A 26255-nucleotide genomic window follows, 5' to 3' on the forward strand; every position below is an offset into this window, starting at 1 on the left:
CGACGCGAAGGCGCCGCCCGCTCGCTCAGCCCTCCTTGACCAGTTCCGGCTCGACGGGCTCCGTGTCTGCCATGACCGCCTCGCCGCGTGCGACCATGCCCGCTTCGTCGGACAGCTTCAAGTGTGGGATGAACAGCGCGAGCGCGAACGCGATAACCGCGCCAGGGATCAGGTACCAGAACCCGGGTACCAGCGCGTCGACGTAGGCGCCGACGATCGCGTCGTGCAGGTTCTCGGGCAGGTTCTTGACCACCGACGGGATCAGCGCGCTCGGGTCGATTTTCGCCGCCGCCGCTTCCTGCCAGTTCGCCTGGAACGCGCCGGTGAGGTTCTCGGTGAGCCTGCTGGTGAAGATGGAACCGAAGATCGCGATGCCCAGCGCGCCACCCATCTCACGGAAGTAGTTGTTCGCGCTGGTCGCCGTGCCGATCTGGTCGGGCGCCACCGCGTTCTGCACTACGAGCACGATGATCTGCATGATCAGGCCGAGCCCGGCACCCATCACGAACAGCATGGCCGAGACCAGCCACATCGAGGTGTTGGCGTCCAAACGGGTCAGCCACAGCATGTCGATGCCGATGAGCGCGGCGCCGATCGGCGGATACACCCGGTAGCGACCGGTTTTGGTGATCGCGTTCATCGAGGTGATCAGTGTGAGCATCATGCCGATCATCATCGGGATCAGCAGCAGACCCGACACCGACGCCGACGTTCCACTGGCCATCTGCAGGTAGGTCGGGATGAAGCCGATCGCGGCGAACATCACCAGGCCGACGAGGAATCCGATCAGCGAGGTCAGCACGAAGGTGCGATTGCGGAACAGCCACAGCGGCAGCATCGGCTCCGCGGCCCGCGATTCCACGAACACGAAGGCCGCGACCACGATGACGAGAGCGGCGATCATCGACACCATCACCGTCGAGCCCCACGCGTACTGCTTGCCGCCCCAGTCGGTGATCAGGATCAGCAGCGTGGTCGCGGTCGACATGAGCACGATGCCGAGGTAGTCGGGACGGAACTTGGGTCGATGGCTGGGGATGTTCAAGTAGCGGAAGGCGATGAACAGCGCGGCGATGCCGATCGGCACATTGATCCAGAAGCACCACCGCCAGTCGAGGTGGTCGGCGAACAGGCCGCCGAGCAGCGGTCCGGCGACCGAGGTGATACCGAAGACGGCACCCATCGGCGCCATGTACTTGCCACGATCCTTGGCGGGCACGACATCGGCGATGATGGCCTGCGCCAGAATCATCAGGCCACCGCCACCCACGCCCTGCAGGCCACGGAACGCGATGAACTCCCAGAACCCGGTCGACGCGGCGGCACCGATCGACGCGGCGGTGAAGACGGTGATCGCGAACAGGAACAGCCACCGCCTGCCGAACATGTCGCCGAGTTTGCCGTAGATCGGCATCACGATGGTGGTGGCGAGCAGGTACGAGGTGGCGGTCCAGGCCATGTGCGAGACCCCGCCGAGTTCGCCGACGATGGTCGGCATCGCGGTGCCGACGATCATCTGATCGAGGCTGGCCAGGAACATGCCCGCGATCAGCGCGGAGAAGATCAGCCAGATCCGCTTCTGCGTCAGGACGATCGGGGTGGGCGGCGAATCAGCCGTCGTGGTCATCGGAGCGTCTCCTTGTGCTGTCGTCCGGCCGGAACAGCCGGGCGGCCATGGCGCAGTGCTCGTGCAGCGCTGCCGCCAGCGACCCGTTCGGGTCGGCGGCCAGCGACATCGCTGCCCGCGTGGTGATGGTGGTCATGATTCCCGCGGTGAGCGAGGCGAATTCGGGGGCGACGTCGGCGCCGCACCTGGCCGTGAGGAGTTCGGCGATGGCGGCCTCCATCCGGGCACCGGAGGCGATGAACGCGGCGAGCACTCTCGGCTCGGCCATGACCAGTTCGGTGACCAGCGAGATACCCTCGCGCACTTCACTGTCCGGCTGGAAACCCGCGGCGTGCAGCCAGGTGAGGTCTTCGATGAGCACGCCGGTCGGTCCGCCTGCGATGAACTCTTGCCTGGCTTCGGGGGTACCTATCTCGCCGATCGGGCCGACCACCGCGTCGAGCTTGGTCTCGTAATAGTTGAAGAAGGTGCGCGGCGAGACGCCCACCGCCTTGGCGATGTCGTCGACGTTCGTCGCGTCGAGGCCGTGCTCGACCGCCAACCGCCGTGCGGCGAGGCAGAGGTCGAGCAGGGTTCGCTGCTTCTTCTGTTCGCGCAGTCCGATCGAGGCCTGCTTGACCGGCTGCTGTGTCACGCCCCATAAATTAGCACAAACTGCAATATTTCAGAAACTGCAAGTATTGGGCGAGTGCGTGCGCCGAGCGTTCGGCCAGGTCAACGCGACCGCGTTGGTGCCGGGAATTGGGCCGACCCGGGGCGACACTGAGAGTCGTGGACATCAACTCCCCGGACGCCGCTCCGCAGACACCCGCACGCACCAGGATGCCGAAGTGGCTACCTCGGGCGATGGTGCTGGCGCTGGTGTTCTTCGGGCTGTTCCTGATCGCCGACTGGGCGTTCCACCGGCTGACCGGCATCCTGATCATCTTGTTCGTCGCGTTCTTCATCTCGCTGGCGATGGAACCGGCCGTCGCGGTGCTGGTGCGACGCGGTGTGCCGCGGGGGCTCGCCACCGGACTGGTGTTCGTCGGCACCTTCGCCTGCGTTCTCGCCTTTCTCGCCGCACTGGTGACGTTGCTGGTGGAGACAGCCACCAACCTGGCTCATGAGACGCCGCGGCTGCTCGACGAGGGCGTGGACTGGGTCAATCACACGTTCGGCCAGCACTTCACGGTGCACGACCTGAGCCAGCGACTACTGCACGAGTCCACCCTCATCGAGAACTACGCGCACACCGCCGCCGACAACGCCTGGGGCGTGTCGACCACAGTCCTCGGCGGTCTGGCGCAGGTCCTGACCATCGCGTTGTTCAGCGTCTACCTCACCGCGGGCGGCCCGAAGGTGCGGCGCACCGTGTGCTCGCTGCTACTGCCCGCGCACCAGCAGACCTTCCTGCACGCCTGGGATCTCGCCATCGACAAGACCGGCGGCTACCTGTTCTCGCGGGTGCTGCTGGCGATCGTCTCCGCGGTCGTGCACGGGGTGTTCCTGTCGATCCTGCACCTGCCCAACCCGATCGCACTCGGTGTCTGGTTCGGCGTGATCTCCGCGTTCATCCCGACCATCGGCACCTACATCGCCGCGATCGTTCCGGTATTCGTGGCACTGACGGTCGATCCGATGGACGCGGTGTGGATCATCGTGTTCGCGGTCGCCTACCAGTGGTTCCAGGACTATCTGCTGCAGCCCCGGATCACCGCCCGCACCGTCGACGTCAACGCCGCGATCGCCTTGCTGGTGGTGCTGGCCGGTGGCGCGCTGCTCGGAGCGGTCGGCGCACTGCTGGCCATCCCCGCCACCGCGACGGTGCAGGCGTTCCTGTCCGAGTACGTGAAACACTATGCGGTGACCGAGGACCCGCGCATCGACCAGACGACCCCACGCCGGAAACGCACCACGTCCGCAGCCGACGACTGACCGACAAGGGCGCCGTCACCGCCGGGATGATCGTGCCTTCGGCGGCGAAGTCGCTCCGCGCTGAGGGGCGTCGCCGTAGATGACGAGCCAGATGGCGCGGCCCAGCGATTCGGCCAATTCCTCCTCGCCGATACCGGTTTCGGCGGCGAAGGCGACGGAGATCGTGCGTTCGACCATCGACGTGAGAACCAGCGCGGTGGCTCGGGGATCGAGCTGCGCGCCGACGCGGCCCGCTGCCTGTTCGGCCGCCAGCCGCGCACGCACCAGTTCGGCGAAAGTCGCGACCCTGGAACGCCAGTAGGCACCGACTTCCCGGTCGTAGGAACCCACTTCGGTGAGGGCTAGCAGTAGATAGCGATGGTCGCGGAAACCGCCGATCATCGCGCGCATGGCTCGAACGACACCGGCCTGCTGATCGGTGTGCTCGGCACTCCACCACGCCTCCGCCGCGGCGAACAGATCGGTGGTGGCCAGCTCGGCCATCCGGATCAGCAGGCTGCTCTTGTCCGGAAAGTAGCGGTAGAAGGTGGATCTTGCGGACCCGGAGGCCGCCGCGATCTTCTGCACGGCGATCTCGGTGAACGGCGTACCGTCGGCCAGCAGGTCTTCGACGGCGGCCAGCACACGACGCTCGAATTCGGCCCGCCGGTCGTCGGCGGGTTTGCGCGCCGATCGCGGGACACGGGTCAGCGAGGGCATCGGCGATCCGTCGCCGAGGCAGCACCTGACGCGCTGGCATTGACCATGGGATCCATTGTGCCCGTAGACCGGCGCACCGCCGTGGTGGCGGGGTACGGGCGGTGCCAATCCCCCTGTCCCGGTTCGCTGTTGACACCTGTACGCGGCCCGCCTCATCATCAATCGGACATACTGTCCGAGACTGAGTGACCGAGGCGGTACCCATGGTCGATTCCCCTGGCACTGCGGTCGAACGGGCCGATGTCGTCGTGGTCGGCGCGCGCTGCGCGGGATCGGCGACCGCGGCCACGCTCGCAGCGGCGGGCCGCACCGTCGTCGTACTCGACGCCGCGGCGTTGCCGTCGGACACGCTGTCCACTCATTTGCTCTGGCCGGCAGGACTGGCCGAACTCCAGCGGCTGGGCGCGCTCGCGGCAGTGGAAGCTCTCGGCGCGCCACGGCTGACCAGGGCCTACGCACAGGGCGCGGGCTACGGTGTCGGTTCCGGCTTTCCCCCGTTCGACGGCATCGACTACGCGATGTGCGTGCGCCGCACCGGGCTCGACGCCGTGCTGATGCGAACCGCCGTGCACGCGGGCGCCGAGGTGCGGCCGCGCTGCCGGGTCGCCTCGGTGGTGTGGGACGGAAACCGTTGCGCCGGTGTGCGTTATCTCGATGCCGCGGGCCAGGCCAGGGAGATCCGCGCCGCGCTCGTCGTCGGCGCGGACGGACGGCGCAGCACCATCGCTCGCGCGGTAGGCGCCGAGCGACCGTTCCTGACGGTACCGAGCGGGCGCGACTGCTATTTCGCCTACTGGCGTGATGTCGCCGACGCCCCGCGCCACATCGCCGCCCAGTGGCGGGTGGGGGCCGATCTCGGCACGGCCTTTCCCTGCGACGACGGTCTGGTGCTCAGTTTGGTGCAGCCACCAACGGTCGCCGATCGCGGTGCGGCGGAACGCCGTTACGCCGAGGCCCTCGCCCGGATTCCAGCGCTCACCGACCGGCTGAGCGGCTGTGAGCGCGTCGGCCGGGTCCGTTCCGCCACCGGCATCTCCTCGTACTTCCGGCACTCCGCGGGCCCGGGCTGGGCGCTGCCCGGCGACGCCGGACATTTCAAGGATCCCGTTACCGCGCAGGGCATCCGCGACGCCCTGCACTACGGCCGCACCCTCGCCGAGTCGGTCGGCGACGTCCTCGACGACCCGCGCGCACTCGACGCAGCACTGTCGGACTGGGAGCGCCGCCGCGTCGTCGAATGCCGCGAGATCTTCCACTGGACGAATCGGTTGGCACGCGGTGAAGTCATGCGCCCCTTGGAGATCGAGCTCTACCGCACCGCCGCCGGCGACCCGGAACTGGCGGAGATCACCGCGGGCATCTTCTCCCGCACCCATCGGCCCGCCGAGCTGTATGCCCCGGCGCGCGCACTGGGTCTCGCGGCTCGCGCCGCGTTCCACCAGCGCGCCCACCTGCCCGCCGTCCTCGCCGATGTGGCGCGCGAGATCCGCGACTCGGCCCGCGAACGGCGCATCACCCAAACAACCTTGCGCGGCACTGTCTCTCATGCCACCGCGCCACCGACCTCACCTTTCACCCTCACCACCGCAGGTCCAGGAGAACACCATGCCTGATCAGCCGACACCGTTGTCAGCACCGATCACCCGCCGCACCGCGTTGCGCGCCGGACTCGTCGCCGGAGCCGCACTCGCCGTCACTGCCCCGATCGCCGACGCCGCGCCGACGGCGAGGCGCTCACCGCTGTTGCGCTCCGGCGGCAAGTCGGTGGCGATCTTCGGTGGCGGCATGGCCGGGCTGAGCGCCGCCCACGAATTGGTCGAGCGAGGGTACGAGGTCACCGTCTACGAGCCCGCGTTCCTCGGCGGCAAGGCGCGCAGCATGGGTGTGCCGGGGACGGCGTCGCCCGGGCGTCAACCGCTGCCGGGTGAACACGGATTCCGCTTCTTTCCCGGCTGCTATCAGCATGTTCCCGACACGATGAGCCGAATCCCGTTCCCCGGCAACCCGAACGGCGTGCTCGACAACCTTGTGCGGGTCGAGGGTACGATCGCCGGATTCCAGGACCTTCCGCCGATCTTCGCTCCCGTCGAGCTCGGCGGGCTGAGTCAGTTGACGCCGGAACTGGTGCGCAACAGCATCGTCGGCGCGCTCGGGTTCATCCCCGACCTCCCACCCAACGAGCTGGCCTTCTTCGCCAAGCAGATGCTCGTGTGGTTCACCTCCAGCACCGAACGCCGCTTCGGCCAGTGGGAATACGTGACCTGGGAGCAGATCATGCAGGCCGAAGGCAAGTCGGTCGCCTATCGGAAGTACTTGGTGAACGCGCTCACCCGGATCACCGTCGCCGCGAAACCACAGACCAGCTCGGCACGAACCATCGGCACGATCGGCGAGGCCCTCGTCCTCGCCGCGTCTGGCGCCGCCCCGCAGTACGCCGGGGGCGTCGACCGTATCCTCAACCGCCCCACCAATATCGCGTGGATCGATCCGTGGGTCGAGTACCTGCGCTCGCTCGGCGTCCGCTTCGCCATGGGACAGGGCCTTGCCGCATTGCGGATGGACGGTGGTCGCATCACCTCGGCGATGGTCAGCGGAACAAGCGGGACGGCGGCGGTGACCGCCGACCACTACCTGTGCGCGATGCCGGTCGACCGCGCCGTCGATCTCCTCGACGACGCGATCATCGACGCCGATCCGCGCCTGGGCGGAATGCGAAACCTGGTGACCGACTGGATGGTCGGCATCCAGTACTACCTGCGCCGCCCGACCGATATCCCCGAGGGACACATCGCCGCACTCGGCTCCCCCTGGGCCCTCACCGCCCTGCGCCAGGCGCCGATGTGGGTGGGCGATTTCCCCGCCACCTACGGCGACGGGTCGGTGCTGGAATGCCTGTCGGTCGACATCTCCGACTGGGACACACCCGGAATCCTGTTCGGCCGCACCGCCAAGGAGTGCACCGCCGCCGAGATCGCCACCGAGACCTGGGCTCAGCTCAAAGCCTGGCTCAACACCGGCACCGATTGGCTACGCGACGACGACATCCATTCCTGGCATCTCGACCCCGGCATCACCTGGTCCGGCAACACCATCCACAACGAAACCCCACTGCTGGTCAACACGGTCGGCTCCTACGACAATCGCCCCGACGCGCACTGCGCGATTCCCAATCTCTATTTCGGCGGCGACCACGTGCGCAACCACATCGACCTGGCCACCATGGAGGGCGCCAACGAATCCGGCCGCGCCGCCGCCAACGCCATCCTCGATGCGGCCGACGACCCGAGCCCCCGCGCGCAGATCTTCCCCTTGGTTTCCCTGCCCGCGTTCGCGGCCGCCAAAGCCATCGATGCGGATCGCTTCCGCGCCGGTTTGCCCCACCTACTCGACAGCTGACCCTTGACCATCCGCGATTTCTGGTGCACGCTGACACCACATAATTGTGGTGTCAGTACGCACCACAATGAGGCAAGGCGGCCCGCACAGAATCGGACGAGGTAACGATGCCCTGCTGTCTGTTGGCGAGCTACCTCGTCGCGGGATTCCGCCGGCTGCGCCGCCGCCCACCCACGGAGACCGGAACCGCGAGTTTCGCCCCGCCCGCGCGACGACGAGGACCGGCCCCACGAACGGAGGCGGCGTGACGAGCGACGCGATCACGATGCCCGAGGTGACCGAATCCAGTCCGGAGGACCTGGCATTCCAGCGCTTCGTCCTGGACTCGGGCAGCACCACCACGCCCACCCGGGATTGGCGCACCCAGTGCCGGTCCCGCTGCTCGGGTGGGCATTCGTGGCGATCTTCGCCGTCGACGCCGTCATCACGCTCGGCGCACTCGCGTGGCAGATCGCCCATCGCAAACCGGCACGAGCGTTGTTCCCGCACTTGGTGATGGACGCCGCCACAGCCGTGATGGTCTGGCAAGCGCTGAGCTTCTTCGAACGGAGTCAACGATGACCACACCACTTCCCGCGCGCACCGCACCGCTCGATCCTCGATCGAGGAAGCTATCGATGCGCCGCCGACACGGGACCTCACTGCTTCGCCAATACGTCGGCGATCGGCGATTCCTGCTCGCCTTGCCGCGTGCGGTAGGGCTGCAGATTCTGCACCCGGCCATCGCGACGGCTCTCGACGAACACGTGGCGATGCGGCTGTGGTACCACAAGGCGCGGACCGTCTCGCAGACAGTTCAGATGGCCTACGACGACCGGGACCAGCGGCACCGCGTGGTCAACATCCACGGGCACATCGGTGGAACCGATGACCGTGGCGCGCGTTTCCACGCACTGAATCCGGACCTGTTCCACTTTCAGCACGCGACCTATGTGGAGACGCTGATGGTCGCGGTCAACACTTTCATCGCGCCGATGTCCGATCGCGACCACGAACGCCTGTACGCGGAGTGCTGCGAGTGGTATCTGCGATTCGGGGTGTCCGCGCGGGCCATGCCGCAGAACTGGGCGGATTTCGGCGACTATTTCGAGCGGGTGTGCGCACAGCAACTGCGCCTTACCGCAGCCGGCCGCACGCTCGCGCCCGAGGTCTTGCGTCCGACCAGCTGGGTCCCGCGGCTGCTGCCATCCGTCGCCGTCCGCGGGTTGCTCCACCCGCGCACCAAGGAACTGCTCGATGTGCGAGCCAGACCCGGCGATCGGGCCGCGTTCCGCTCGTACGCCGCTGGCCTCCGGATGGCGGCCCCGATGGTGCCGCCGCGGATTCGCTACGTGCCTTCGGCGCGCGCCGAGAGGTCGGCGTCTCAGCTCGGAGATCTGAGCCATCCGTCGAAATGACAGAATGATATACAAAGCGTCTCACTCTGCCTAAGGTTGGTCGGTAGACCGATACGGCTATCCAGGAGAAAATGTGTCTGATTCCGCAACACCCACCGTCGACGCCGCCGAACTCGCTGTTCGCAACCCGGCATCCGGAGAACTGGTCGGCACCGTCGCCGTGTCGACCCCGGAGGAGGTCGCCGCGGCCGCGGCCGCGCTGCGCAAAGCACAGCCGCGGTGGGCGTCGATCAGCGCGGCCGGACGGAAGCAGTGGCTGCTGAAGCTGCAGGATTGGGTGCTCGACCACGCCGACGAGCTGGCGGATTCGATTCAAGACGAGTCGGGCAAGCCCCGGGTGGAGGCCGAGGTCGAGGTCGCCTTCACCGTCGATCTTCTTGGTTACTACGCACGCAACGCCGCGAAGTTTCTCGCCGATACCGCAGTGAGCCCCCACACTCCGTTGATGCGGGTCAAGAAGTTGACCACCACCTACACCCCGTATCCGGTGGTCGGCATCATCACGCCGTGGAATTTTCCGCTCGCCATGCCCGCCTCCGATCTCGTTCCGGCGCTCGCCGCAGGCGCTGCCGTGCTGCTCAAGCCGTCGGAGGTGACCCCGCTGACGCCGCTCGTGCTCGCCCGCGGATGGGCCGAGATCGGCGCGCCGCCGGTGTTCACGGTGGTCTCCGGGTTCGGCGCCACCGGTGCCGCGGTTGTCGACAACGCTGATTTCATCCAGTTCACCGGCTCCGGCAACACCGGGCGCCGCATCGCGGTCGCGTGCGCGGAGCGCACCCGGCCCTACAGCCTCGAGATGGGCGGCAAGGACCCGGCGATCGTGCTCGCCGATGCCGACCTCGACCGCGCCGCCAACGGCATCGCCTTCGGCGCGCTGACCAACGCCGGGCAACTGTGCGTGTCGGTGGAGCGGGTGTATGTCGAGGCCGCGGTGTACGACGAGTTCGTGAACAAGCTTGTCGCCCATGTCAAGACGCTGCGGCTCGGTCGCGACGACCGCAGTGGCAACATCGACGTCGGTCCGCTCGCCAACGAAACGCAGTTGAAGATCGTCGCCCGCCACGTCGACGACGCCATCGCCCAGGGCGCGCGGGCACTCACGGGCGGAAAGGCGACCGGCGAGGGGAACTTCTTCGAACCGACCGTGCTGGTCGACGTCGACCATTCGATGTCGTGCATCACCGAGGAAACGTTCGGCCCGACCATCCCGATCATCAAGGTCGCCGACGAGAACGAGGCGATCCGCCTCGCCAACGACTCCGAGTACGGCCTGTCCGCCTCGGTCTGGACGGGCAACAAGTCCCGCGGGCAGAAGATCGCCCGCCGGTTGACCGTCGGCGCGGTGAACATCAACGACGCCACCATCAACCTGTTCAATTTCGCACTCCCCCATGGTGGTTGGGGCCAGTCCGGCACCGGATACCGATTCGGCGGCGCGGACGGCGTGCGCAAGTACTGCCGTAAGCAGGCGATCACGGCGCCGGCGCTGCCGACGCAGAAGTCCGAACTCGTCTGGTACCCGTACAGCCTGAAGAACTTCGGGTTCATGCGGAACGCGATGCGCGCGACCGGCGCTCGCGGTCGGCGCCGCTTCGGCAGGTAGGCGGGCCTCGCCGCGGACGGATGCCGCACCCGCCAGTGCCTCATCCGTCCGCGGCAAGCGGTAATCGCCCCGGGCGCGGGAACTAGCGAGGTGCGGCGCCGGTCGCCTGGGTCGTCGTGCGCACGTCCAGTGGACGGAACCCGGGTGCGATGTGATCGCGGGCGAACCGGCGCGCCGCGGCCTCGTCGTCGAGCGGGATGACCGTCGGCCTGGTCAGCACCAGCGACAGCGCGGTACGAGCCACCAGCTCGGCGACGGGGAGCGGGTCGTAGGCGGGAAGCTTGCCTGCCTCCTGCAAGCGAGTGATGAACTCGGCCAGGAAGTCACGACCGAGCTCGATCACCGGCGCCCCACCGGTGGTGAGGTAGGGCAGCACGGTGGCGGCGTCGGTGGCGAGGAGGCGGTCGAGCAACGGGTTGTCGCGCAAGCCGAGGGCGAAGGCGACGAACAGTTCGACGATCTGGTCTTCGGCGCTGGCACCCTCGTCGGCCTGCCGGCGCATCGAGGCGTCGGCCTGCTCCAGCAGGTGACGCACCTGCCAGAGCCCCACCGCCTGGACCACGTCGGTCTTCCCGCCGAATCGGCGGTACAGGGTCGCCAGGGACAGACCACCGCGGCGGGCCACCTCCGCCATGCTGGTGCGCTTGATCCCGAAGTCCAGAAACGCGGCCAAGGCGCCGTTCAGGACGTCGGCGTTATCGCGCTCGACACCGCCGTGTCCGCGAATCCGTGCCAGCAACCTGATCGACTCGGCCATATCCCATTCCCCTCAGCTGACAAGAGCCCGAACATAATGTGGTCCGACGGTAGCCCGCAACCTCGCCTTCTCAGACCAGTGGGCGGCCGAGCCGCTGACGCCGCCGCATGTCCCGGAGCACGGTCGAGTACGGCACGATCCGCGCGCGCACGGGTAGCCGCCCGTAGACGGCGCCGATGGCCCGGAACATCAGCCGATGCCGCCGCTCCTGCTCGTCGGTCCACGGGAGGTAGAGCTGTGAGCGCATCGTTTCGGGCAGCAGACCGGTCACCGCGAAACGATGAATATTCGCCAGCGGACGCGGTCTCGGAATATTGCGCAACCCGACCAGCTTGCGCAGGTACTCGGCGACCACGTCGTCGATCTGCATGTTCGCCAACCCGGATTCGAAGTAGCTCTCGAACGCCGCCAGGTCGGCGAACCACATCTCGGGCCGCATCTGCAACCCGGTGCCGAACCTGGCACCGTACTGCACGAAGACCTCCTTGGTGGCCTTGTCCAGCGGTCCGTAGAGGCGTTCGTGGGTGTCCATGACTCCCCAGCACAGGCAGACCGCGACCCACTTCTGCAGTTCGGGGTCGAACGCGTTGTACTTCACCTCGGCGCCCGGCGCCGACCGGACGCGCCGATGGACGCTGCCGACGGCCTGCCGGTACACGTCCCGGTCGTCCTCGGTGCCGAGCATCGCCACCGCGATGTAGGTCAGCGTGGTGCGCAACCGCTTCCACGGATGGACGTCGGCGCGGCCCGACTCGACGGTGCTCTCGACGACGCCGTATCCCACCGGCCGGTTCGCGAGCTGCACGATCACATTCGCGCCCGCCCCGGCGAAGGCTCCGATCCCGTCGAGAAATCGCTCGATGTCGAAGTCCTCGACGGTGCCGTATCGACACCGCAGAACCTCGCCGAGATCGCCCACCATCACAGGATCGGTCACCGTTGACACTTCACGCATGGTCCTGCGCCTCCTTCTGCTGAGAGCCTCTAAGACGATGATACAGTGAGATAATATTCAACTAATCGACTCAGCGTGGGCTTTCGGGCAGTGCCGCTGCGGGGCGTCGTGGTTGCTCAACGGTGGCGCGGGGTCAACCCGAACCGCAGCGCCTTGCGCACGATCTTGCCGGTGGGATTACGTGGCATCTCGTCGAGGAACACCACGTCACGGGGCACCTTGTACCTGGCCAGGTTGTCCTTGACATAGTTCTTGATCTCCTGCGCGTCCGGCTTCTCGTCCGTCGCCGCAACGATGAAGGCGCGCAATCGCTGTCCGAAGTCCGCGTCGTCGACACCGATCACCGCGACATCGGCGATAGCGGCGCGACCCGTCAGCAGATTCTCCACCTCCAGCGGATACACGTTCTCGCCACCGCAGACCACCATGTCGTCGTCGCGGCCGTTGATGAACAGCAGCCCGTCGGCGTCGAAGTGGCCCATGTCGCCGGTCGACATGTACCCGTCGATGATCTGTTCGGTCTTCCCGTCGGTGTACCCCTCGAACGGGGCGACGGTGCGGGCGAAGATCCGACCCGAGACGTTCGCAGCGGCGATTCGGCGATCGTCGCCGTCGTAGTGCGCGATGCGCGCGGTGACCGGTGCCCGCCCGACTGTGCCTGGCGCACGACGCAATTCGTGCGGCTGGGCGACGGCGGTGATCGCGACCTCGGTGGAGCCGTACCCGTTGTACAGCACGTCACCGAAGGCGTCCTGCCATCGGATCGCCAGGTCGGGCGGGAGCGGTGCGCCGCCGACGAAAACCGTGCGCAGCGTCGAGGTGTCGTACCTGGCGATCATGTCGGGACCGAGCGCGAGGAAACGGCACCCGGTCGACGACCAGCGCGGTGGCGAACCCGCACAGCGACTTCGGTGAGTTGCGGCTTGTCGAAAACTGGTGTTCAGCATGGCCAGCCGTAACCCGGCCTTGCCCGCCGCCACCATCGCCAGTATCAGGCCACGATGGTCGCGGGCCAGCACGCCGATCACCTCGCCGCCGCGCAGGCCCTGCCCGAGCAGCCCGTGGACCAGGGCGTTGGACTGCTCGTCGAGCTCGCGGTAGGTCAGCACCCCGCGTACGTCGGCCACGGTGCCGTTGGTCAGCTTCATCGATGAGCCTCTTGCGAGTTCCGGTCCGCGAATCTCACTGGCCCGCAGGCGTTGTCGTGCCGGCGTTCAGGTGATAGTGCTCGGGGCGCAGTGTTCGGGTCTGTAGTCGGTAGCTCGCGACCGCGCCCGGCCAGTTATTGGTGATCCGGCCCGCGGCGTTGCGATACCAGCTCGAGCACAGACCCCACGGCGTACGGTCCAGCCGCGCTTGCAGCTTCACGTCGTATTCCTCGGCGACCGCGCGCCGGACGTCGAGGGTGTGCGCCGGATGGCGGGACAATTCCTGCAGCGCCTGGCGGATGTAGCGAGCCTGCGATTCGATCATGTAGACGATCGACCCCACGCCCAGGTTCGTATTCGGTCCGTACACCATGAACATGTTCGGGAATCCGGGCACCGAGATGCCGTGGTAGGCGCGGGCACCGCCCTGCCACTCGTCCTCGAGCTTGCGACCGTTCGCGCCATGGATCGTCATCGGCCACAGGAATTCGGTGCCCTTGAACCCGGTTCCGTAGATGATCACGTCGACCTCGTGCAGCACGCCGTCGGCCGTTTTCACCCCGCTCGGCACGACTTCGGCGATCTCGGTCGTCTCCACCCGCACGTTCGGCTGGGTGAGTGCCGGATAGTAGTTGTTGGAGAACAGCCCACGCTTACAGCCGGCCGGGTAGTCAGGGGTCAGTTTCGCACGCAGTTGCGGGTCGGCGACCTGCTTGCGCAGATGGTTCACGGCGATCTTGGTGACGAATCCCCTGATCGCGGGGACGTCGGCGATGCCGAGCGACAGAAACTCACACAGCGCCCAGACCGCGAACCGCTCGGCGAGCCGGACCGGCGGCACCGCCGCGAACATCCGGTGATGCCACGGCTTATACTCGACGTCGGGCTTGGGCAGTACCCACGCCGCCGAGCGCTGGAACAGCGTCAGCGCCGCCACCCGCGGCTGGATCGCGGGGACGAACTGGATCGCGCTGGCCCCGGTGCCGACAACGGCTACCCGCTTGCCCGTCAGATCGACGCTGTGGTCCCACTCCGCCGAGTGGAACGCGGGTCCGGCGAACGAGCCGATGCCCGCGATGGCGGGCAGCGCGGGCCGCGACAGCTGACCGACCGCGGAAATCAGCACGTCGGTGGTCACCTCGAAACCGTCGGCGGTGCGCACCGTCCATCTCCCGCTCGCCTCGTCGAACTCGGCTTCGGTCACCTCGGACTCGAACCGGATCCGCTCGAGCAGACCGTTGTCGCGCGCCACGTCCCGCAGATAGGCGTGGATATCGGGCTGCCCCGAAAATCGCTTGGGCCAATCGGATTTCGGCACATAGGAATACGAATAGAGCGGGGAGGGGATATCGCAACCGGCACCCGGGTAGGTGTTCTCCCGCCACACGCCACCCACTTCCGCAGCCCGCTCCAGGATGACGAGATCGTCGACACCGTGGCGCAGTAGTTCCATCGCCATGCCGAGGCCGCCGAACCCGGTACCGATGATGACAGCGGACGGCATTGTCCGAGTGCGCATAGAGCTCCTCATGTCATTGCTGTGTCCGGTCAACGGTAGGTCGCCGTCGAGGCGGTGACGAGGATGCCCGCGGACAGAAAATTGACATTTCAGGCCATAATCGAGACATGCGCACACGACAGGAGCCGGCAGTGGACACATGGGACTTCCCCCGCGGTGTCGCCAGTGTCGCCGTGATGAACCGGTTCGCGGTCGAGCACGGCGCCGACGCCACGTCGATCCTCGCCGGTACCGGCCTGTCCGTCGCCGACCTCGACTCCGCCGACCGCCAGATCGATGCCCGGACCGAATTGCTGGTGGTTCGCAATCTGCTACGCGAACTCGGCACCCGGCCCGCGCTCGGCATCGAGGTGGGTCGCAGCTATCGCATCAGCGCCTTCGGCATCTATGGCTACGCCTGGATCACCAGCCCCACCCTCGGCGAGGCGATCTCCTTGGCGCTGAGCTACTTTCAGTTGAGCTTCGCCTTCTGCACACCGGTCGTGGAAATTCACGACCAGCGGATGGTTGCCCGGATCCGACACGATCGGATACCTGATGATGTCCGGCAATTCCTCGTCGAACGCGACACCTTCGCGATGCATCGGGTGCTCGCCGACCTCCTCGGCCGACCGGTGGATATCCACCAGGCGCGGTTCGCGTTCCCCGAACCCGGCTACGGCGACCACATCGCCACGATCCTGGGTGTACTCCCCCGCTACGGGCAGGCCGAAACCAGCATCACGATCACCGCCGAAACTCTGAACCAGCCACTGCCACAGGCGAATCAGGCCACTTTGGCCCTGTGCCTGGCGCAATGCCGTGAGCTGATCGACCGCCGGAGCACTCGCACCGGGATAGCGGCCGAGGTTCGCGACCATCTGCTGGCGGGCATCGGCACCGCGGGGATCGCGACACCGCCGTCGCTGGACAGGGTCGCCCACGACCTCGGCATCACCGGCCGCACCTTACGACGACATCTCGCCGCGGACGGGACCAGCTACCGCATCCTGCTCGACGAGGCACGGCACGGTCTAGCCGAGGACATGCTGGTCGCCACCACACTCGCGGTCGAGGAGATCGCCGCACGGCTCGGCTACACGGAGGCAGGCCCCTTCATCCGCGCTTTCAAGCGCTGGACGGCCACCACTCCGGCCGCCTACCGGCGCACCTGGGGTCGCCGCTGAGCACGACAACCCGCGCACTATTGACGTTCTGCCAATATATCTGACAATCTGTTTCCGCAGATTGAGGCAGATTGCGTCCTGGGAGGCACGGATGACCGCACAAGCGGGCTGGGTAGACGATGAGATCGAGGCCGTTCGCGAACTCGCGACGAAGTTCTTCGAGAAGGAGGTGCTTCCTGGCGCCGAGCGGTACAAGCAGCAGGGGCACCCCGACCGTGACCTCTACCTGAAAGCGGGCAAGCTCGGGCTGCTGGCGCCCTCCGTGCCGGAAGAGTACGGCGGCGGAGGCGGCACGTTTGCCCACGAGGCGGCGATCATCGAGGCCCAATCGAGGGCAGGCGACACCTCCATGGGCCTGGCGATCCACTCCGGGATCATCGCGCCCTATCTCGTCGAGTTCGCCTCCGAGGAGCTCAAGACGCGCCTGCTGCCCAAGGTGGTCAGCGGCGAGTGCCTGCTCTCGATCGCGATGACCGAACCGGGAACGGGATCGGATCTGCAGAACATTCAGACCAAGGCGGTGCGCGACGGCGACGAGTACGTCATCACCGGTTCGAAGATGTTCATCAGCAACGGCGCGCTCTGTGACGCGGTCATCATCGCCGCCAAGACCGACCCGGACAAGGGCGCCGCCGGGGTGTCGCTCATCGTCGCGGAGGTCGGTGACGACACCCCCGGCTTCACTCGCGGGCGGACCCTGTCCAAGATCGGTGGCACCGGCCAGGACACCGCCGAGCTGTTCTTCGACGGCCTGCGGGTGCCAGTCGGCAATCTGCTCGGCGAGGCCGAGGGCCAGGGCTTCTATCAGATGATGAAGCTGCTCCAGCAGGAGCGACTCGTCTGCGCGGTGATGGCCGTGGCGTCGATGGAGGCCGCGGTCGCGATGACCGTCGCCTACACCAAGGATCGGCAAGCGTTCGGAAAATCGCTGCTCGCCTTCCAGAACACCAAGTTCGAGCTCGCCGAGTGCGCCACCGTCGCCAGAATCAGTCGCGTCTTCCTCGATGACTGCCTCACCAAGCATCTGGTCGGCGAACTCGACGTGGCAACGGCGTCGATGGCCAAATATTGGCTCACCGATCAGTTGAGCGTGGTCGCCGACCGGTGCCTGCAACTGTTCGGTGGATACGGATTCATGACCGAGTACCCGATCTCGGAGATCTTCACCAGTGCGCGCGTGCTTCGCATTCTCGCGGGAACGAACGAGATCATGAAGGAACTGATCGCCCGATCCCTGTAGCCGCTTCAGCACAGAACCCCCGCCGCCCGGGGTTACCGGGCGACGGGGGTTCTGTCATGACAGTCAGCCGAGGGTTTCGCCGGCAGCGGCCTTGACCCGCAACGACTCCGGGACCTCGAACCGGTCGCCGTAGGCGGCCCGCAGCTCGTCGGCCCGCGCGACGAATCCGGCCAAGCCACCCGCGTACTGGTTGATGTACTGGATCACGCCGCCGGTCCACGCCGGGAACCCGATGCCGAAGATCGACCCGATGTTCGCGTCCGGCACGGTGCGCAGCACGCCCTCGTCGAAACACCGCACGGTATCGAGGGATTCGGCGAACAGCATCCGTTCCTGCATGTCGATGAACGCGATGCCGTGATCGTCGCGGGTGTAGTTCTCGACCAGCCCCGGCCACAGGCCGAGCTTCTTGCCGTCGGCTTCGTATTCGTAGAAGCCGCGACCCTCGAGCCTGCCCGGGCGCTCGAAGTCGTCGACCATCGCGTCGACGAGCGGGTACGCCTTCGAGTCGACCCAGTTCTTGCCCTCGGCGAGCAAGTTCTCCTTCAGGCTGCGCCGAATCTTCTGCGCCAGCTTCATATTGATCTCATCCGCCAGCGCCAGCGCACCGACCGGGTACCCGGCCTGGGTGGCGGCCTGTTCGACCGAGGCCGGATGCACGCCCTCGGCGACCAGCGAGATCGCCTCGTCCATGAACTGGCCGATCACCCGGCTGGTGAAGAAGCCGCGGCTGTCGTTGACCACGATCGGGGTCTTCTTGATGGCGAGGGTGTAATCGACGGCACGGGCGATCGCCTCGTCGCTGGTTTCGTCGCCGACGACGATCTCGACCAGCGGCATCTTGTCCACCGGGGAGAAGAAGTGCAGTCCGATGAAATCCTTCGGGCGCTTCACGCCGGTGGACAGGTCGGTGATCGGCAGGGTCGAGGTGTTCGACCCGAGAAGCGCGTCCGCGTTCACCAGGTGCTCGATCTCGCCGAACACCTTCTTCTTCAGACCCGGATCCTCGAACACCGCCTCGACGACGAAGTCGCATCCCGCGGCATCGGCCGGATCGGCGGTCGGGTGGATGCGGCCGAGGATCTCGTCGTACTTGTCCTGGGTGATCGCGCCTTTGCGGAGTGCCTTGTCGAGCAGCTTGCGCGAGTAGGCCTTTCCGCGCTCGGCCGCCTCGATGGTGACGTCCTTCAACACGACCTGCATGCCGGCGCGGGCCTGCACATAGGCGATGCCCGCGCCCATCATGCCCGCGCCGAGCACGAGGACCTTCTCCGGCGTGCGCACGGGGAAGCCTTCGGGGCGGCTGCCGCCCTTGTTGATCGTGCCCAGATCGAAGAACAGCGACTTGATCATGTTCGTCGAGACCTGGCCGCAGATCAGGTTGGTGCAGTAGCGGGTCTCGATCGCGAACGCGGTCTCGATATCGACCTGCGCACCCTCCACCGCCGTGGCCAGCACCGCGATCGGTGCGGGCATCGGCGAACCCTTGAGCTGCTTGCGCACATTCGCGGGGAACGCGGGCAGGTTCGCCGCCACCGCCGGGCTCGACGGCGTGCCGCCGGGGATCTTGTACCCCTTCACATCCCACGGCTGCGCGGCCTCGGGGTTGGCCGCGATCCAGGCGCGGGCTTTGTCGAACATCTCCTCGCGAGTGGTGGCGACGTCGTGAATGATGCCGACCTGCAACGCCTTCGCGGGCTTCATCCGCTGGCCCTGGCCGACGACGTTGAGCACCGCGTTGGTGATACCGAGCAGCCGAACCGTCCGGGTGACACCACCCGCGCCGGGCAGCAGCCCGAAAGTGACCTCGGGCAGGCCGAGCAGGCTGCCCTTGACGTCGATCGCGATCCGGTGATGGGTGGCCAACGCGACCTCGAACCCGCCGCCGAGCGCGGTGCCGTTGATCGCGGCCACCACCGGCTTACCGAGGGTCTCCAGCCGACGGAATGCCGCCTTGTAGGTGTCCAGTCCGAGCGCGATCTGCGGTGCGGACTCCGGTGTCGCGTTCATCAGCAGGTTCAGGTCACCACCGGCGAAGAAGGTGTCCTTGGCCGAGGTGAGGACGACGCCGTCGAAGGTGTCCTTCTCGGCCTCGAGCCGATCGACGGTCGCGGTGAGGTCACGCGCGAACGCCTCGGTCATCGTGTTGGTCGACTGGTTCGGGTCGTCCATCGTGAGCACGAGCACCCGATCGGCACCCAGATCCCAGGAAATCATGTTGTCAGTCATCGCTTTTCGTTGTTCCTTCGGTCTCGGAGTCCGACGCTCAGACGCGCTCGATGATGGTGGCGATGCCCATGCCACCGCCGATGCACAGCGTGATCAGCGCGCGGCGCGCTCCCCGGCGCTCGAGCTCGTCGACCATGGTTCCGGTGATCATCGCGCCGGTGGCGCCCAGCGGGTGGCCCATGGCGATGGCGCCGCCGTTGACGTTGAGCTTCTCGTCGGGGATGTTCAGCTTCTTCTGGAAGTTGAGCACCACCGACGCGAAGGCCTCGTTGAGCTCGAACAGGTCGATGTCATCGACGCTGAGCCCGGCCAGCGCCAGCACCTTCTCGGTCGCCGGGACCGGCCCGGTCAGCATGATCGTGGAATCGGCACCACTCACCGCGGAGGCGACCACCCGGGCGCGCGGAGTGAGACCCGCTGCGACACCGGCGGATTCGCTGCCGACCAAAACCAGCGCCGAACCGTCCACGATTCCCGAGGAGTTCCCCGCGTGGTGCACATGGTCGATCTTCTCGACATGGTGGTAGCGCTGCATGGCGACGGCGTCGAAGCCGCCCATCTCCCCCATCGCCGCGAACGACGGGGTCAACCCGGCCAGGCTCTCCACCGTGGTATCGGGGCGCATGAACTCGTCGTGATCGAGCAGCACCGCGCCGTTGATGTCCTTCACCGGCACAATGGATTTGGCGAAATAGCCACCCGACCAGGCAGCAGCGGCCTTGCGCTGCGACCGCACCGCGAAGGCGTCGACATCCTCACGGGTGAAGCCCTCGATCGTGGCGATCAGATCCGCGCCGACACCCTGCGGCACGAAGTAGGTGTTGTAGTTGGTGACCGGGTCCATCGCCCACGCGCCACCATCGGAGCCCAGCGAAATCCGCGACATCGACTCCACGCCACCGGCGATCACCAGCTGTTCCCAGCCCGATCGCACCTTCTGCGCCGCGGTGTTCACGGCCTCGAGGCCCGAACCACAGAACCGGTTGAGCTGCACGCCGGCGACCGTGTCGGGCAGCCCGGCGGCGAGCGCGGCGGTCTTGGCGATATCGGCGCCCTGGTCGCCGACCGGGGAGACCACGCCGAGCACGATGTCGTCGACCGCCGCCGGGTCGAGCCCGGGATGACGGGTTTTCAGTTCGTCGATCAGCCCGACCACCAGGTCGAGCGGCTTCACGCCGTACAGAGCGCCGGTCTTCTTGCCACGCCCACGCGGCGTGCGGATCGCCTCGTAGATGAATGCCTCGGTCATGATTCTCTCCTCGCTCGAATCTGACAATAGGATGCAGCAGATTTGGAAATCTGACAAGGCGTTGTGGCAGACTCGGCGCATGGTCAAGGATCGCGCGTACGCGGGCGTGCCCGCCGAACAGCGGCGCGCGCAGCGCCGGATCACGTTCCTGGAGGCCGCCAGGGAGATCGTCGGCACCCAGGGCTCGGCTCGGCTCACCGTCGGCGGCCTCTGCCGCCAGGCCGGACTGACCGAGCGATACTTCTACGAGAACTTCACCAACCTGGACGCCGTCGTCACCGAGATCTACGACCAGGTGATCGGTGAGCTGACCGCACTGATCGCCGAGCGGGTGCGCGCCGCCCCCGATCCCCTGCGCGACAAGGTGCACGCGGCCATCGCCGCCGGCCTGCAAATGGTCGCCGACGATCCCCGCCTGATCCGCATCGCCTTCACCGAAGCCCAGCTCAACCCCGTCCTCAACACCCGCCGCACGGCGACGATTCGCACTTTCGCCGCCCTCGTGCTGGCGACCGTGAGTAAGCAGCTCAGCCCCGAGAACCGAACGGCCGCAGGCGCTTACGGTGAGCTCGCCGCCATGCACCTCGTCGGCGGGCTGTACGAGACCGTGTACGGCTGGCTCAACGGAACTCTCGACCTGACGCGCGACGAGCTCGTCGACGAGTCGACCGAGATCTTCCTCGTGGTCGTCGACCAGATTCTGGGACCCGAAAGTCACCTGCGGCGGTCCGAACCCAGCCGGCTCACCTAGCGTCAGCCGTGCCAGCGGCGGTAGACCTCGGCCGCGCCGGGGTGCAGCGGGACCGTTCCGGTGCCGATCAGGAATCGACTGTCGAGAAACTGGGTGCCCGCGGCCTCGGCGGGGACAAGCGAATCGGCACGCCGGACCAGCAGTTCGACGATGGCGGCCGCTGTCTCGTCGGGCAGGGTCGCGGCGGCGAGCAGGAGATTGGCCACGCCGATGGTGTGGACCGCCGGGCTGCCCGGATAGGCGTCGGCGGGGATGGCGACCTGGTCGTAGACGGGACCGTACCGTTCGCGCATCGGTGTGACGAGGGCGCCGAGGTCGATCAGGCGCATCGGATCGGGCACGGTGAGTGCACCGGTCGGCACGCCGCCTGCCCACAGCAACGCGTCGAGGGTGCCGTCCGTCAGCGCCTGGGCGGCCTCACGGAGGGGTCGGTGCTCGACCAGGACGTCGACCGGATCGAGCCCGGCGGTCGCGAGCAGCCGCTGACCGGTCAACGCGGCTCCCGAGCCCGCGGCGCCCAGATTGACCCGGCGTCCACGCAGGTCGCCGACCTCGGCGATCGGACCGTCGGTGCGGACCGCCAGCTGCAGATAGTTCTCGTACACGCGACCGAGCGCCACCACCCGGCCACCGAAGTCACTCGCCGAATCCGCGAGCGCCAGTGCCGTGTCGACCTCGCCGTCGGCGACCATCCGCAGATTCTGTTGCGATCCAGCGGTTTCCACCGTTTCGATGCGCAGATCGTCGGTGTTGTTCGCGGCCGCGGTAGCCAGCAGTCGCGCGAAGGCGTAGTAGAAACCGCCGTCCTCGCCCGAGGCCAGTCGTACGGTCGCACGGTCGTTCGCGCCGCATCCGAACGCACCCATCGAGGCGAACGCGGCCAGTGCCATCATCCGGCGACGCGAGATCGGCGCGCTCATCGCGCCACCTCGGGTACTCGGACCGCCACGGCGAGCCCGTGCGGCCGCACTGCCTCGACTGTCAAAGTCCCGCCCCACGCCTTGGCCAACGCCTGCGCGATCGACAGGCCCAGCCCGGTACCGCCCGCGACCGCCGTCGAACCGCGGTAGAACCGGGCGGTGAGTTTGTCGAGTTCGTCCGGCGCGGCGCCGATCCCGTCATCGGTGACCCGGACCGTCACCCATCCGGGATCGGCCGACACTTCGACGACGGTGCGTGCACCGGATCCCGCGTATCGACACGAATTGCTCAGCGCCACATCGAGGATCTGCGCGAGAGCCGCCGAGCTGATCGCCGCCGAGGGGCGACTGCCGGTTATCTCGCCACTGGCAGGCCGAGCAGGAATCGCCGCGACGGTCTCGCCGGATCGGGGTTCGGCGGGTGCCGTGGTCAATCGCATCCCTGCCTCGTCGAACGCCGGCGCCCACGCGTCGATTCGGTCGGCCGCGACCTGCGCCGGGTCACAGAATTCCTCGGCGGACGCCGCGGTGCCGAAAGCCGCGGGCGCTTGGGCCACAGCCAGTTCCAGCAGGTCGTCGAGGAGCGCGGTCAGCCGTTCCACCTCCACGGTCGCCCCGCGGAAGGTCCCCGTGGCGCGTTCCGGGACGGCCGATTCCAGCGAGTCGAGACGAATCGTCAAGGCGGCGAGTGGGTTTCGCATGGCATGCGCGGTATCGGCGACGAGCTGATGCTGCGCGTCGGCGGAGTCGCCGACGGCGGTGGCCATGGCGTCGACCGATTCGGCAAGGTCGCGAATCTCAGGTGGGCCGCCGTATCTTCTGGTTATCGGGGCGCGGCCACGTGGCTTCGGCAGGGTCGCGGTGAGTTCGGCGACCGCCCCCGACATCGCGGCCAGCGGCCGCAGCACCCATCGACTCAGCACCAGCGCCAACAGGATGAACAATCCCATTGCGCCGAGCCCGCCCACCGCGATCACGGCCCACATCCGGGCGATCGACGAGCGCGCCGCGGCGGTCGACGCCTCGATCACGACGGCGCCGTTCACTTGCACCCCGGTGCCGACAGGGCGCGCGATGAGCATCACCGGCGCGCTCCACGGCGTCAGCCGATCCGCCTGCTGCGGGCGCTGATTGCGGCGAGCCGCCGCCACCGCGGCGCTGATTCCCGGATCGCTCACCTCGACCCCAGCATTGACGATCGGTGCCCCGCGCGCATCGACGACCAGTACGTTCTCCCCGTACAGCTCGTGATAGCGACCGACCTCGTCGGCGAGCGCCTGCGTCCCACCCGCCGACGCCGCCGCGCCGGCGAGGGTCGCGAATCGGTCGGCGTCGCCGGAACGGCCGAGCACCAACTGCTGCGTCCGGCTGGTGGCCACGGTCAGTGACAACGGCACCGCGAAGGCCAGCACCGCGAGCGCCGCGAAGACGGTGAGCGCCGTCAGCAGTCTGCGGCGCATGCCCGGCCTCCGGCGCTCACTCGCCCCACCGATAGCCATAGCCGCGAATGGTGGTGATCAGTCCTGGCCGGTTCAGCTTGGCGCGCAACCCGGTCATGTGGACATCGAGCGAGCGCGAGACCGCGACGAACGCGTCGCCCCAGATGCGGTCCATCAGCTGCTGCCTGCTCACCGCGGCGCCCGGGCGTTCCACCAGCACCTCGACCAGCTCGAATTCCTTCTGCGTGAGCGAGATCGGCGTACCGGCCACCTCGACGACCCTGGCGCGCAGATCCACCCGGACATCACCGGTGACGACCTCCGTCCTGGCCCGCTGGGCGACGGCCGCGGCCCGGCGCAGCACGGTCTCCAACCGCGCCATCAGCTCGGCGATCCGCGGTGGCTTGACCACATAGTCGTCGGCGCCGCCGCGCAGCCCGCGCACGATCGAGCGCTCATCGCTGCGGGCGGTCAGGATCAGCACCGGGACTGCGCTGACCTCGCGCAGCTGCCGCAGGACCTGGAGCCCGTCCGCGTCGGGCAGTCCGAGGTCGAGGAGCACGGCGTCGTAGTCACGATGGGCGATGAGCAGATCGGCGCCACGGCGCATGCGCTCGGCCCGGTAGCCGCGCGCGGTGAGCGCCTCTACCAGGGCGTCGCCCACACCGTCGTCGTCCTCGACCACCGCAAGCCGCACGCGCCGATCCTCCCATAGCGGAAGGACCGGCGCGTATTCCGGACGGTCAGCCACGCACGGCGGCCATCGCCCGATCCGGCTCGACTGCCTCCGCGTCGACGCCGCTTTCGGCGTCGATGGTCGACTCGGCCGACGTCTCCCGCATGAAGTAGTAGGTGAGCAGGGAGATCGCGATACACCCGGCGACGTAGAAGAAGTACAGGGACTCGAGGCCCGCCTTCTTCAGCGCGAGGGCGATCATCTCGGCGGTTCCACCGAAGATGGCGACAGTCAGCGCGTACGGCAGGCCGACGCCGAGTGCCCGGATCTTGGTGGGGAACAGCTCGGCCTTCACGATCGAGTTGATCGAGGTGTAGCCGGTGACGATCACCAGTGCGGTCATCATCAGGCCGAAGGCCGCGAGCGGGTTGGACGTGTGCGCGAGCGCCGTCATGATCGGCACCGTCAGCACAGTGCCCGCGACACCGAAGAAGATCAGCAGCTTGCGTCGCCCGACCCGGTCCGACAGACCGCCCGCGATCGGCTGGAGCACCACGAAGACCAGCAGCGCGACGAAGTTGATCCAGGCCACGGTGTCCTTGGAGATGCCCGAGGTATTGATCATGAACTTCTGCATGTAGGTCGTGTAGGTGTAGAACGCCACGGTTCCACCCAGGGTCAGGCCGACCACCAGCAGGCATTCGCGGGGGTACTGCAGCAGGACCCGCAGCGAACCACGTGAACTGCCCGCGGCCGCCTTGCCTGTTTCGGATGTCTTCTCCATGGCCTTGAACGAGTCCGACTCGTCCATGCCGCGTCGAAGCAGCATCACCACGATCGCGCCACCGGAACCGATCAGGAACGGAATACGCCAGCCCCAGCTGTACATCTGCTCGGACGAGAGCATCTGCTGCAGGATGATCTGCACGCCGAGCGCGACGAGCTGGCCCGCGACCAGCGTCACGTACTGGAAGCTCGAGTAGAACCCGCGCCGCCCCGGGGAGGCCACCTCCGACAGGTAGGTGGCGCTGGTGGCGTACTCGCCGCCGACCGAGAGTCCTTGCAGCAGCCGCGCCATGAGCAGCAACACCGGCGCCGCGATGCCGATTGTCTGGAACCCGGGAGTCACCGCGATCATCAGCGACCCCGCGGCCATCACGGTCACCGACAGGGTGAGCGCGGCGCGGCGACCGAACCGGTCGGCGTAGCGTCCGAGCGCCCAGCCGCCGATCGGGCGCATGATGAACCCGACCGCGAACACCGCTGCCGTCGACAGCAGCTGCGCGGTGGGGTCGCCGTCCGGGAAGAACGCCTTCGCGAAGTACACGCTGAACGCGGCGTAGACGTACCAGTCGTACCACTCGACGAGATTGCCGATCGAGCCGCGCAGCACATTCGCTACTACTCGCCGTTCACCACCGGCCTGTGTCGTTGTCACCTTGGACCCTCCTCTATCGGCGCGGCTTTGCACCGTCGCAGACCACTGTGTCGGCTGTCACAAGCCAAAAGGAAGCCGCATGGGCAGTTCCTAACCTTCCCTTAGGACGATCGGGCGACCCACCCTGAT

General features: G+C 67.3%; 21 protein-coding genes and 2 pseudogenes. 9 read left to right on the top strand and 14 right to left on the bottom strand.

Annotation, left to right across the window (positions count from 1 at the left end; all coding sequences use genetic code 11):
* Window positions 1-25: 25 nt before the first annotated feature.
* Complete coding sequence (locus tag ACQHI0_RS12040; protein ID WP_427908022.1) at window positions 26-1627, bottom strand: MDR family MFS transporter; 1602 nt, start codon at window positions 1625-1627, stop codon at window positions 26-28.
* Complete coding sequence (locus tag ACQHI0_RS12045) at window positions 1611-2261, bottom strand: TetR/AcrR family transcriptional regulator (RefSeq protein ID WP_427908023.1); 651 nt, start codon at window positions 2259-2261, stop codon at window positions 1611-1613. The genes ACQHI0_RS12040 and ACQHI0_RS12045 overlap by 17 nt, the downstream gene beginning before the upstream one ends.
* 137 nt (window positions 2262-2398) lie before the next feature.
* Here ACQHI0_RS12045 and ACQHI0_RS12050 point away from each other — a divergent pair, with 137 nt between their 5' ends.
* Window positions 2399-3544: an AI-2E family transporter gene (locus ACQHI0_RS12050; RefSeq protein WP_427908024.1), complete on the top strand. Its 1146-nt coding sequence runs from the start codon at window positions 2399-2401 to the stop codon at window positions 3542-3544.
* Window positions 3545-3559: 15 nt separating this feature from the next.
* On the opposite strand, the gene ACQHI0_RS12055 is transcribed toward ACQHI0_RS12050, so the two are convergent.
* A complete protein-coding gene (locus ACQHI0_RS12055; protein ID WP_427908025.1) occupies window positions 3560-4243 on the bottom strand; it encodes a TetR/AcrR family transcriptional regulator in 684 nt (227 codons plus the stop codon).
* A 203-nt stretch (window positions 4244-4446) separates the two neighbouring features.
* Here ACQHI0_RS12055 and ACQHI0_RS12060 point away from each other — a divergent pair, with 203 nt between their 5' ends.
* The 5 genes from ACQHI0_RS12060 to ACQHI0_RS12080 all read left to right on the top strand — a co-directional run bounded on the left by ACQHI0_RS12060 (window position 4447) and on the right by ACQHI0_RS12080 (window position 10639).
* The gene (locus tag ACQHI0_RS12060; RefSeq protein WP_427908026.1) at window positions 4447-5856 is read left to right on the top strand and encodes an NAD(P)/FAD-dependent oxidoreductase; all 1410 of its coding nucleotides are present in this window, start codon (window positions 4447-4449) and stop codon (window positions 5854-5856) included.
* Window positions 5849-7639: a hydroxysqualene dehydroxylase gene (locus tag ACQHI0_RS12065; RefSeq protein ID WP_427908027.1), complete on the top strand. Its 1791-nt coding sequence runs from the start codon at window positions 5849-5851 to the stop codon at window positions 7637-7639. The genes ACQHI0_RS12060 and ACQHI0_RS12065 overlap by 8 nt, the downstream gene beginning before the upstream one ends.
* A 366-nt stretch (window positions 7640-8005) precedes the next feature.
* The gene (locus tag ACQHI0_RS12070) at window positions 8006-8200 is read left to right on the top strand and encodes a hypothetical protein (RefSeq protein ID WP_427908028.1); all 195 of its coding nucleotides are present in this window, start codon (window positions 8006-8008) and stop codon (window positions 8198-8200) included.
* Window positions 8197-9036 carry an oxygenase MpaB family protein gene (locus ACQHI0_RS12075; protein WP_427908029.1) on the top strand — a complete coding sequence of 280 codons (840 nt, stop codon included), beginning with the start codon at window positions 8197-8199 and terminating at the stop codon, window positions 9034-9036. The genes ACQHI0_RS12070 and ACQHI0_RS12075 overlap by 4 nt, the downstream gene beginning before the upstream one ends.
* 73 nt (window positions 9037-9109) lie before the next feature.
* The gene (locus tag ACQHI0_RS12080; RefSeq protein ID WP_427908030.1) at window positions 9110-10639 is read left to right on the top strand and encodes an aldehyde dehydrogenase family protein; all 1530 of its coding nucleotides are present in this window, start codon (window positions 9110-9112) and stop codon (window positions 10637-10639) included.
* Window positions 10640-10721: 82 nt separating this feature from the next.
* Here ACQHI0_RS12080 and ACQHI0_RS12085 read toward each other — a convergent pair whose 3' ends face one another.
* From ACQHI0_RS12085 to ACQHI0_RS12105, 5 genes and pseudogenes are all read right to left on the bottom strand, one after another.
* Window positions 10722-11396 carry a TetR/AcrR family transcriptional regulator gene (locus ACQHI0_RS12085; RefSeq protein WP_427908031.1) on the bottom strand — a complete coding sequence of 225 codons (675 nt, stop codon included), beginning with the start codon at window positions 11394-11396 and terminating at the stop codon, window positions 10722-10724.
* Window positions 11397-11466: 70 nt separating this feature from the next.
* Window positions 11467-12351, bottom strand: coding sequence for an oxygenase MpaB family protein (locus ACQHI0_RS12090; protein WP_427908032.1), 885 nt, complete (start codon window positions 12349-12351; stop codon window positions 11467-11469).
* 116 nt (window positions 12352-12467) lie between these two features.
* A pseudogene (locus ACQHI0_RS12095) lies at window positions 12468-13214 on the bottom strand (AMP-binding enzyme); the annotation flags it as partial.
* A gap of 66 nt (window positions 13215-13280) precedes the next feature.
* Window positions 13281-13499, bottom strand: a pseudogene (locus ACQHI0_RS12100) (AMP-binding protein); the annotation flags it as partial.
* Between the two features lie 34 nt (window positions 13500-13533).
* Window positions 13534-15018 (bottom strand): flavin-containing monooxygenase, encoded by a 1485-nt coding sequence (locus tag ACQHI0_RS12105; RefSeq protein ID WP_427908033.1) that lies wholly within the window; start codon window positions 15016-15018, stop codon window positions 13534-13536.
* A gap of 107 nt (window positions 15019-15125) precedes the next feature.
* On the opposite strand from ACQHI0_RS12105, the gene ACQHI0_RS12110 reads away from it, so the two are divergent.
* Window positions 15126-16184 carry an AraC family transcriptional regulator gene (locus ACQHI0_RS12110; RefSeq protein ID WP_427908034.1) on the top strand — a complete coding sequence of 353 codons (1059 nt, stop codon included), beginning with the start codon at window positions 15126-15128 and terminating at the stop codon, window positions 16182-16184.
* 91 nt (window positions 16185-16275) lie between these two features.
* Window positions 16276-17424, top strand: coding sequence for an acyl-CoA dehydrogenase family protein (locus ACQHI0_RS12115; protein ID WP_427908035.1), 1149 nt, complete (start codon window positions 16276-16278; stop codon window positions 17422-17424).
* Window positions 17425-17487: 63 nt separating this feature from the next.
* On the opposite strand, the gene ACQHI0_RS12120 is transcribed toward ACQHI0_RS12115, so the two are convergent.
* Both ACQHI0_RS12120 and ACQHI0_RS12125 read right to left on the bottom strand, forming a co-directional pair.
* The gene (locus ACQHI0_RS12120; protein ID WP_427908036.1) at window positions 17488-19653 is read right to left on the bottom strand and encodes a 3-hydroxyacyl-CoA dehydrogenase NAD-binding domain-containing protein; all 2166 of its coding nucleotides are present in this window, start codon (window positions 19651-19653) and stop codon (window positions 17488-17490) included.
* 37 nt (window positions 19654-19690) lie between these two features.
* Window positions 19691-20905, bottom strand: coding sequence for an acetyl-CoA C-acetyltransferase (locus tag ACQHI0_RS12125; RefSeq protein ID WP_427909144.1), 1215 nt, complete (start codon window positions 20903-20905; stop codon window positions 19691-19693).
* A 76-nt stretch (window positions 20906-20981) separates the two neighbouring features.
* Between ACQHI0_RS12125 and ACQHI0_RS12130 the strand changes: the two genes are divergently transcribed.
* The gene (locus tag ACQHI0_RS12130) at window positions 20982-21653 is read left to right on the top strand and encodes a TetR/AcrR family transcriptional regulator (protein ID WP_427908037.1); all 672 of its coding nucleotides are present in this window, start codon (window positions 20982-20984) and stop codon (window positions 21651-21653) included.
* 2 nt (window positions 21654-21655) lie between these two features.
* On the opposite strand, the gene ACQHI0_RS12135 is transcribed toward ACQHI0_RS12130, so the two are convergent.
* Genes ACQHI0_RS12135 through ACQHI0_RS12150 form a run of 4 tightly spaced genes read right to left on the bottom strand, consistent with a single transcriptional unit; the run spans window position 21656 to window position 26126 of the window.
* On the bottom strand, window positions 21656-22573 hold the full coding sequence (locus ACQHI0_RS12135) for a TAXI family TRAP transporter solute-binding subunit (RefSeq protein ID WP_427908038.1): 918 nt from the start codon (window positions 22571-22573) through the stop codon (window positions 21656-21658).
* On the bottom strand, window positions 22570-24033 hold the full coding sequence (locus ACQHI0_RS12140) for a sensor histidine kinase (RefSeq protein WP_427908039.1): 1464 nt from the start codon (window positions 24031-24033) through the stop codon (window positions 22570-22572). The genes ACQHI0_RS12135 and ACQHI0_RS12140 overlap by 4 nt, the downstream gene beginning before the upstream one ends.
* Window positions 24034-24049: 16 nt before the next feature.
* Window positions 24050-24709, bottom strand: a complete 660-nt coding sequence (locus ACQHI0_RS12145; RefSeq protein ID WP_427908040.1) for a response regulator transcription factor — start codon at window positions 24707-24709, stop codon at window positions 24050-24052.
* Window positions 24710-24755: 46 nt separating this feature from the next.
* Complete coding sequence (locus ACQHI0_RS12150) at window positions 24756-26126, bottom strand: MFS transporter (protein ID WP_427908041.1); 1371 nt, start codon at window positions 26124-26126, stop codon at window positions 24756-24758.
* Window positions 26127-26255 lie beyond the last annotated feature (129 nt).

The organism is Nocardia sp. FBN12 (assembly GCF_050320175.1).
In the GTDB taxonomy this organism is placed as follows: domain Bacteria; phylum Actinomycetota; class Actinomycetes; order Mycobacteriales; family Mycobacteriaceae; genus Nocardia.

Coding starts and splice junctions, on each gene's coding strand:
- ACQHI0_RS12040 (WP_427908022.1), bottom strand. CDS start 1,627: ATGACCACGACGGCTGATTCGCCGCCCACCCCGATCGTCCTGACGCAG.
- ACQHI0_RS12055 (WP_427908025.1), bottom strand. CDS start 4,243: ATGCCCTCGCTGACCCGTGTCCCGCGATCGGCGCGCAAACCCGCCGAC.
- ACQHI0_RS12060 (WP_427908026.1), top strand. CDS start 4,447: ATGGTCGATTCCCCTGGCACTGCGGTCGAACGGGCCGATGTCGTCGTG.
- ACQHI0_RS12065 (WP_427908027.1), top strand. CDS start 5,849: ATGCCTGATCAGCCGACACCGTTGTCAGCACCGATCACCCGCCGCACC.
- ACQHI0_RS12075 (WP_427908029.1), top strand. CDS start 8,197: ATGACCACACCACTTCCCGCGCGCACCGCACCGCTCGATCCTCGATCG.
- ACQHI0_RS12085 (WP_427908031.1), bottom strand. CDS start 11,396: ATGGCCGAGTCGATCAGGTTGCTGGCACGGATTCGCGGACACGGCGGT.
- ACQHI0_RS12090 (WP_427908032.1), bottom strand. CDS start 12,351: ATGCGTGAAGTGTCAACGGTGACCGATCCTGTGATGGTGGGCGATCTC.
- ACQHI0_RS12105 (WP_427908033.1), bottom strand. CDS start 15,018: ATGCGCACTCGGACAATGCCGTCCGCTGTCATCATCGGTACCGGGTTC.
- ACQHI0_RS12110 (WP_427908034.1), top strand. CDS start 15,126: ATGCGCACACGACAGGAGCCGGCAGTGGACACATGGGACTTCCCCCGC.
- ACQHI0_RS12115 (WP_427908035.1), top strand. CDS start 16,276: ATGACCGCACAAGCGGGCTGGGTAGACGATGAGATCGAGGCCGTTCGC.
- ACQHI0_RS12120 (WP_427908036.1), bottom strand. CDS start 19,653: ATGACTGACAACATGATTTCCTGGGATCTGGGTGCCGATCGGGTGCTC.
- ACQHI0_RS12130 (WP_427908037.1), top strand. CDS start 20,982: ATGGTCAAGGATCGCGCGTACGCGGGCGTGCCCGCCGAACAGCGGCGC.
- ACQHI0_RS12135 (WP_427908038.1), bottom strand. CDS start 22,573: ATGAGCGCGCCGATCTCGCGTCGCCGGATGATGGCACTGGCCGCGTTC.
- ACQHI0_RS12140 (WP_427908039.1), bottom strand. CDS start 24,033: ATGCGCCGCAGACTGCTGACGGCGCTCACCGTCTTCGCGGCGCTCGCG.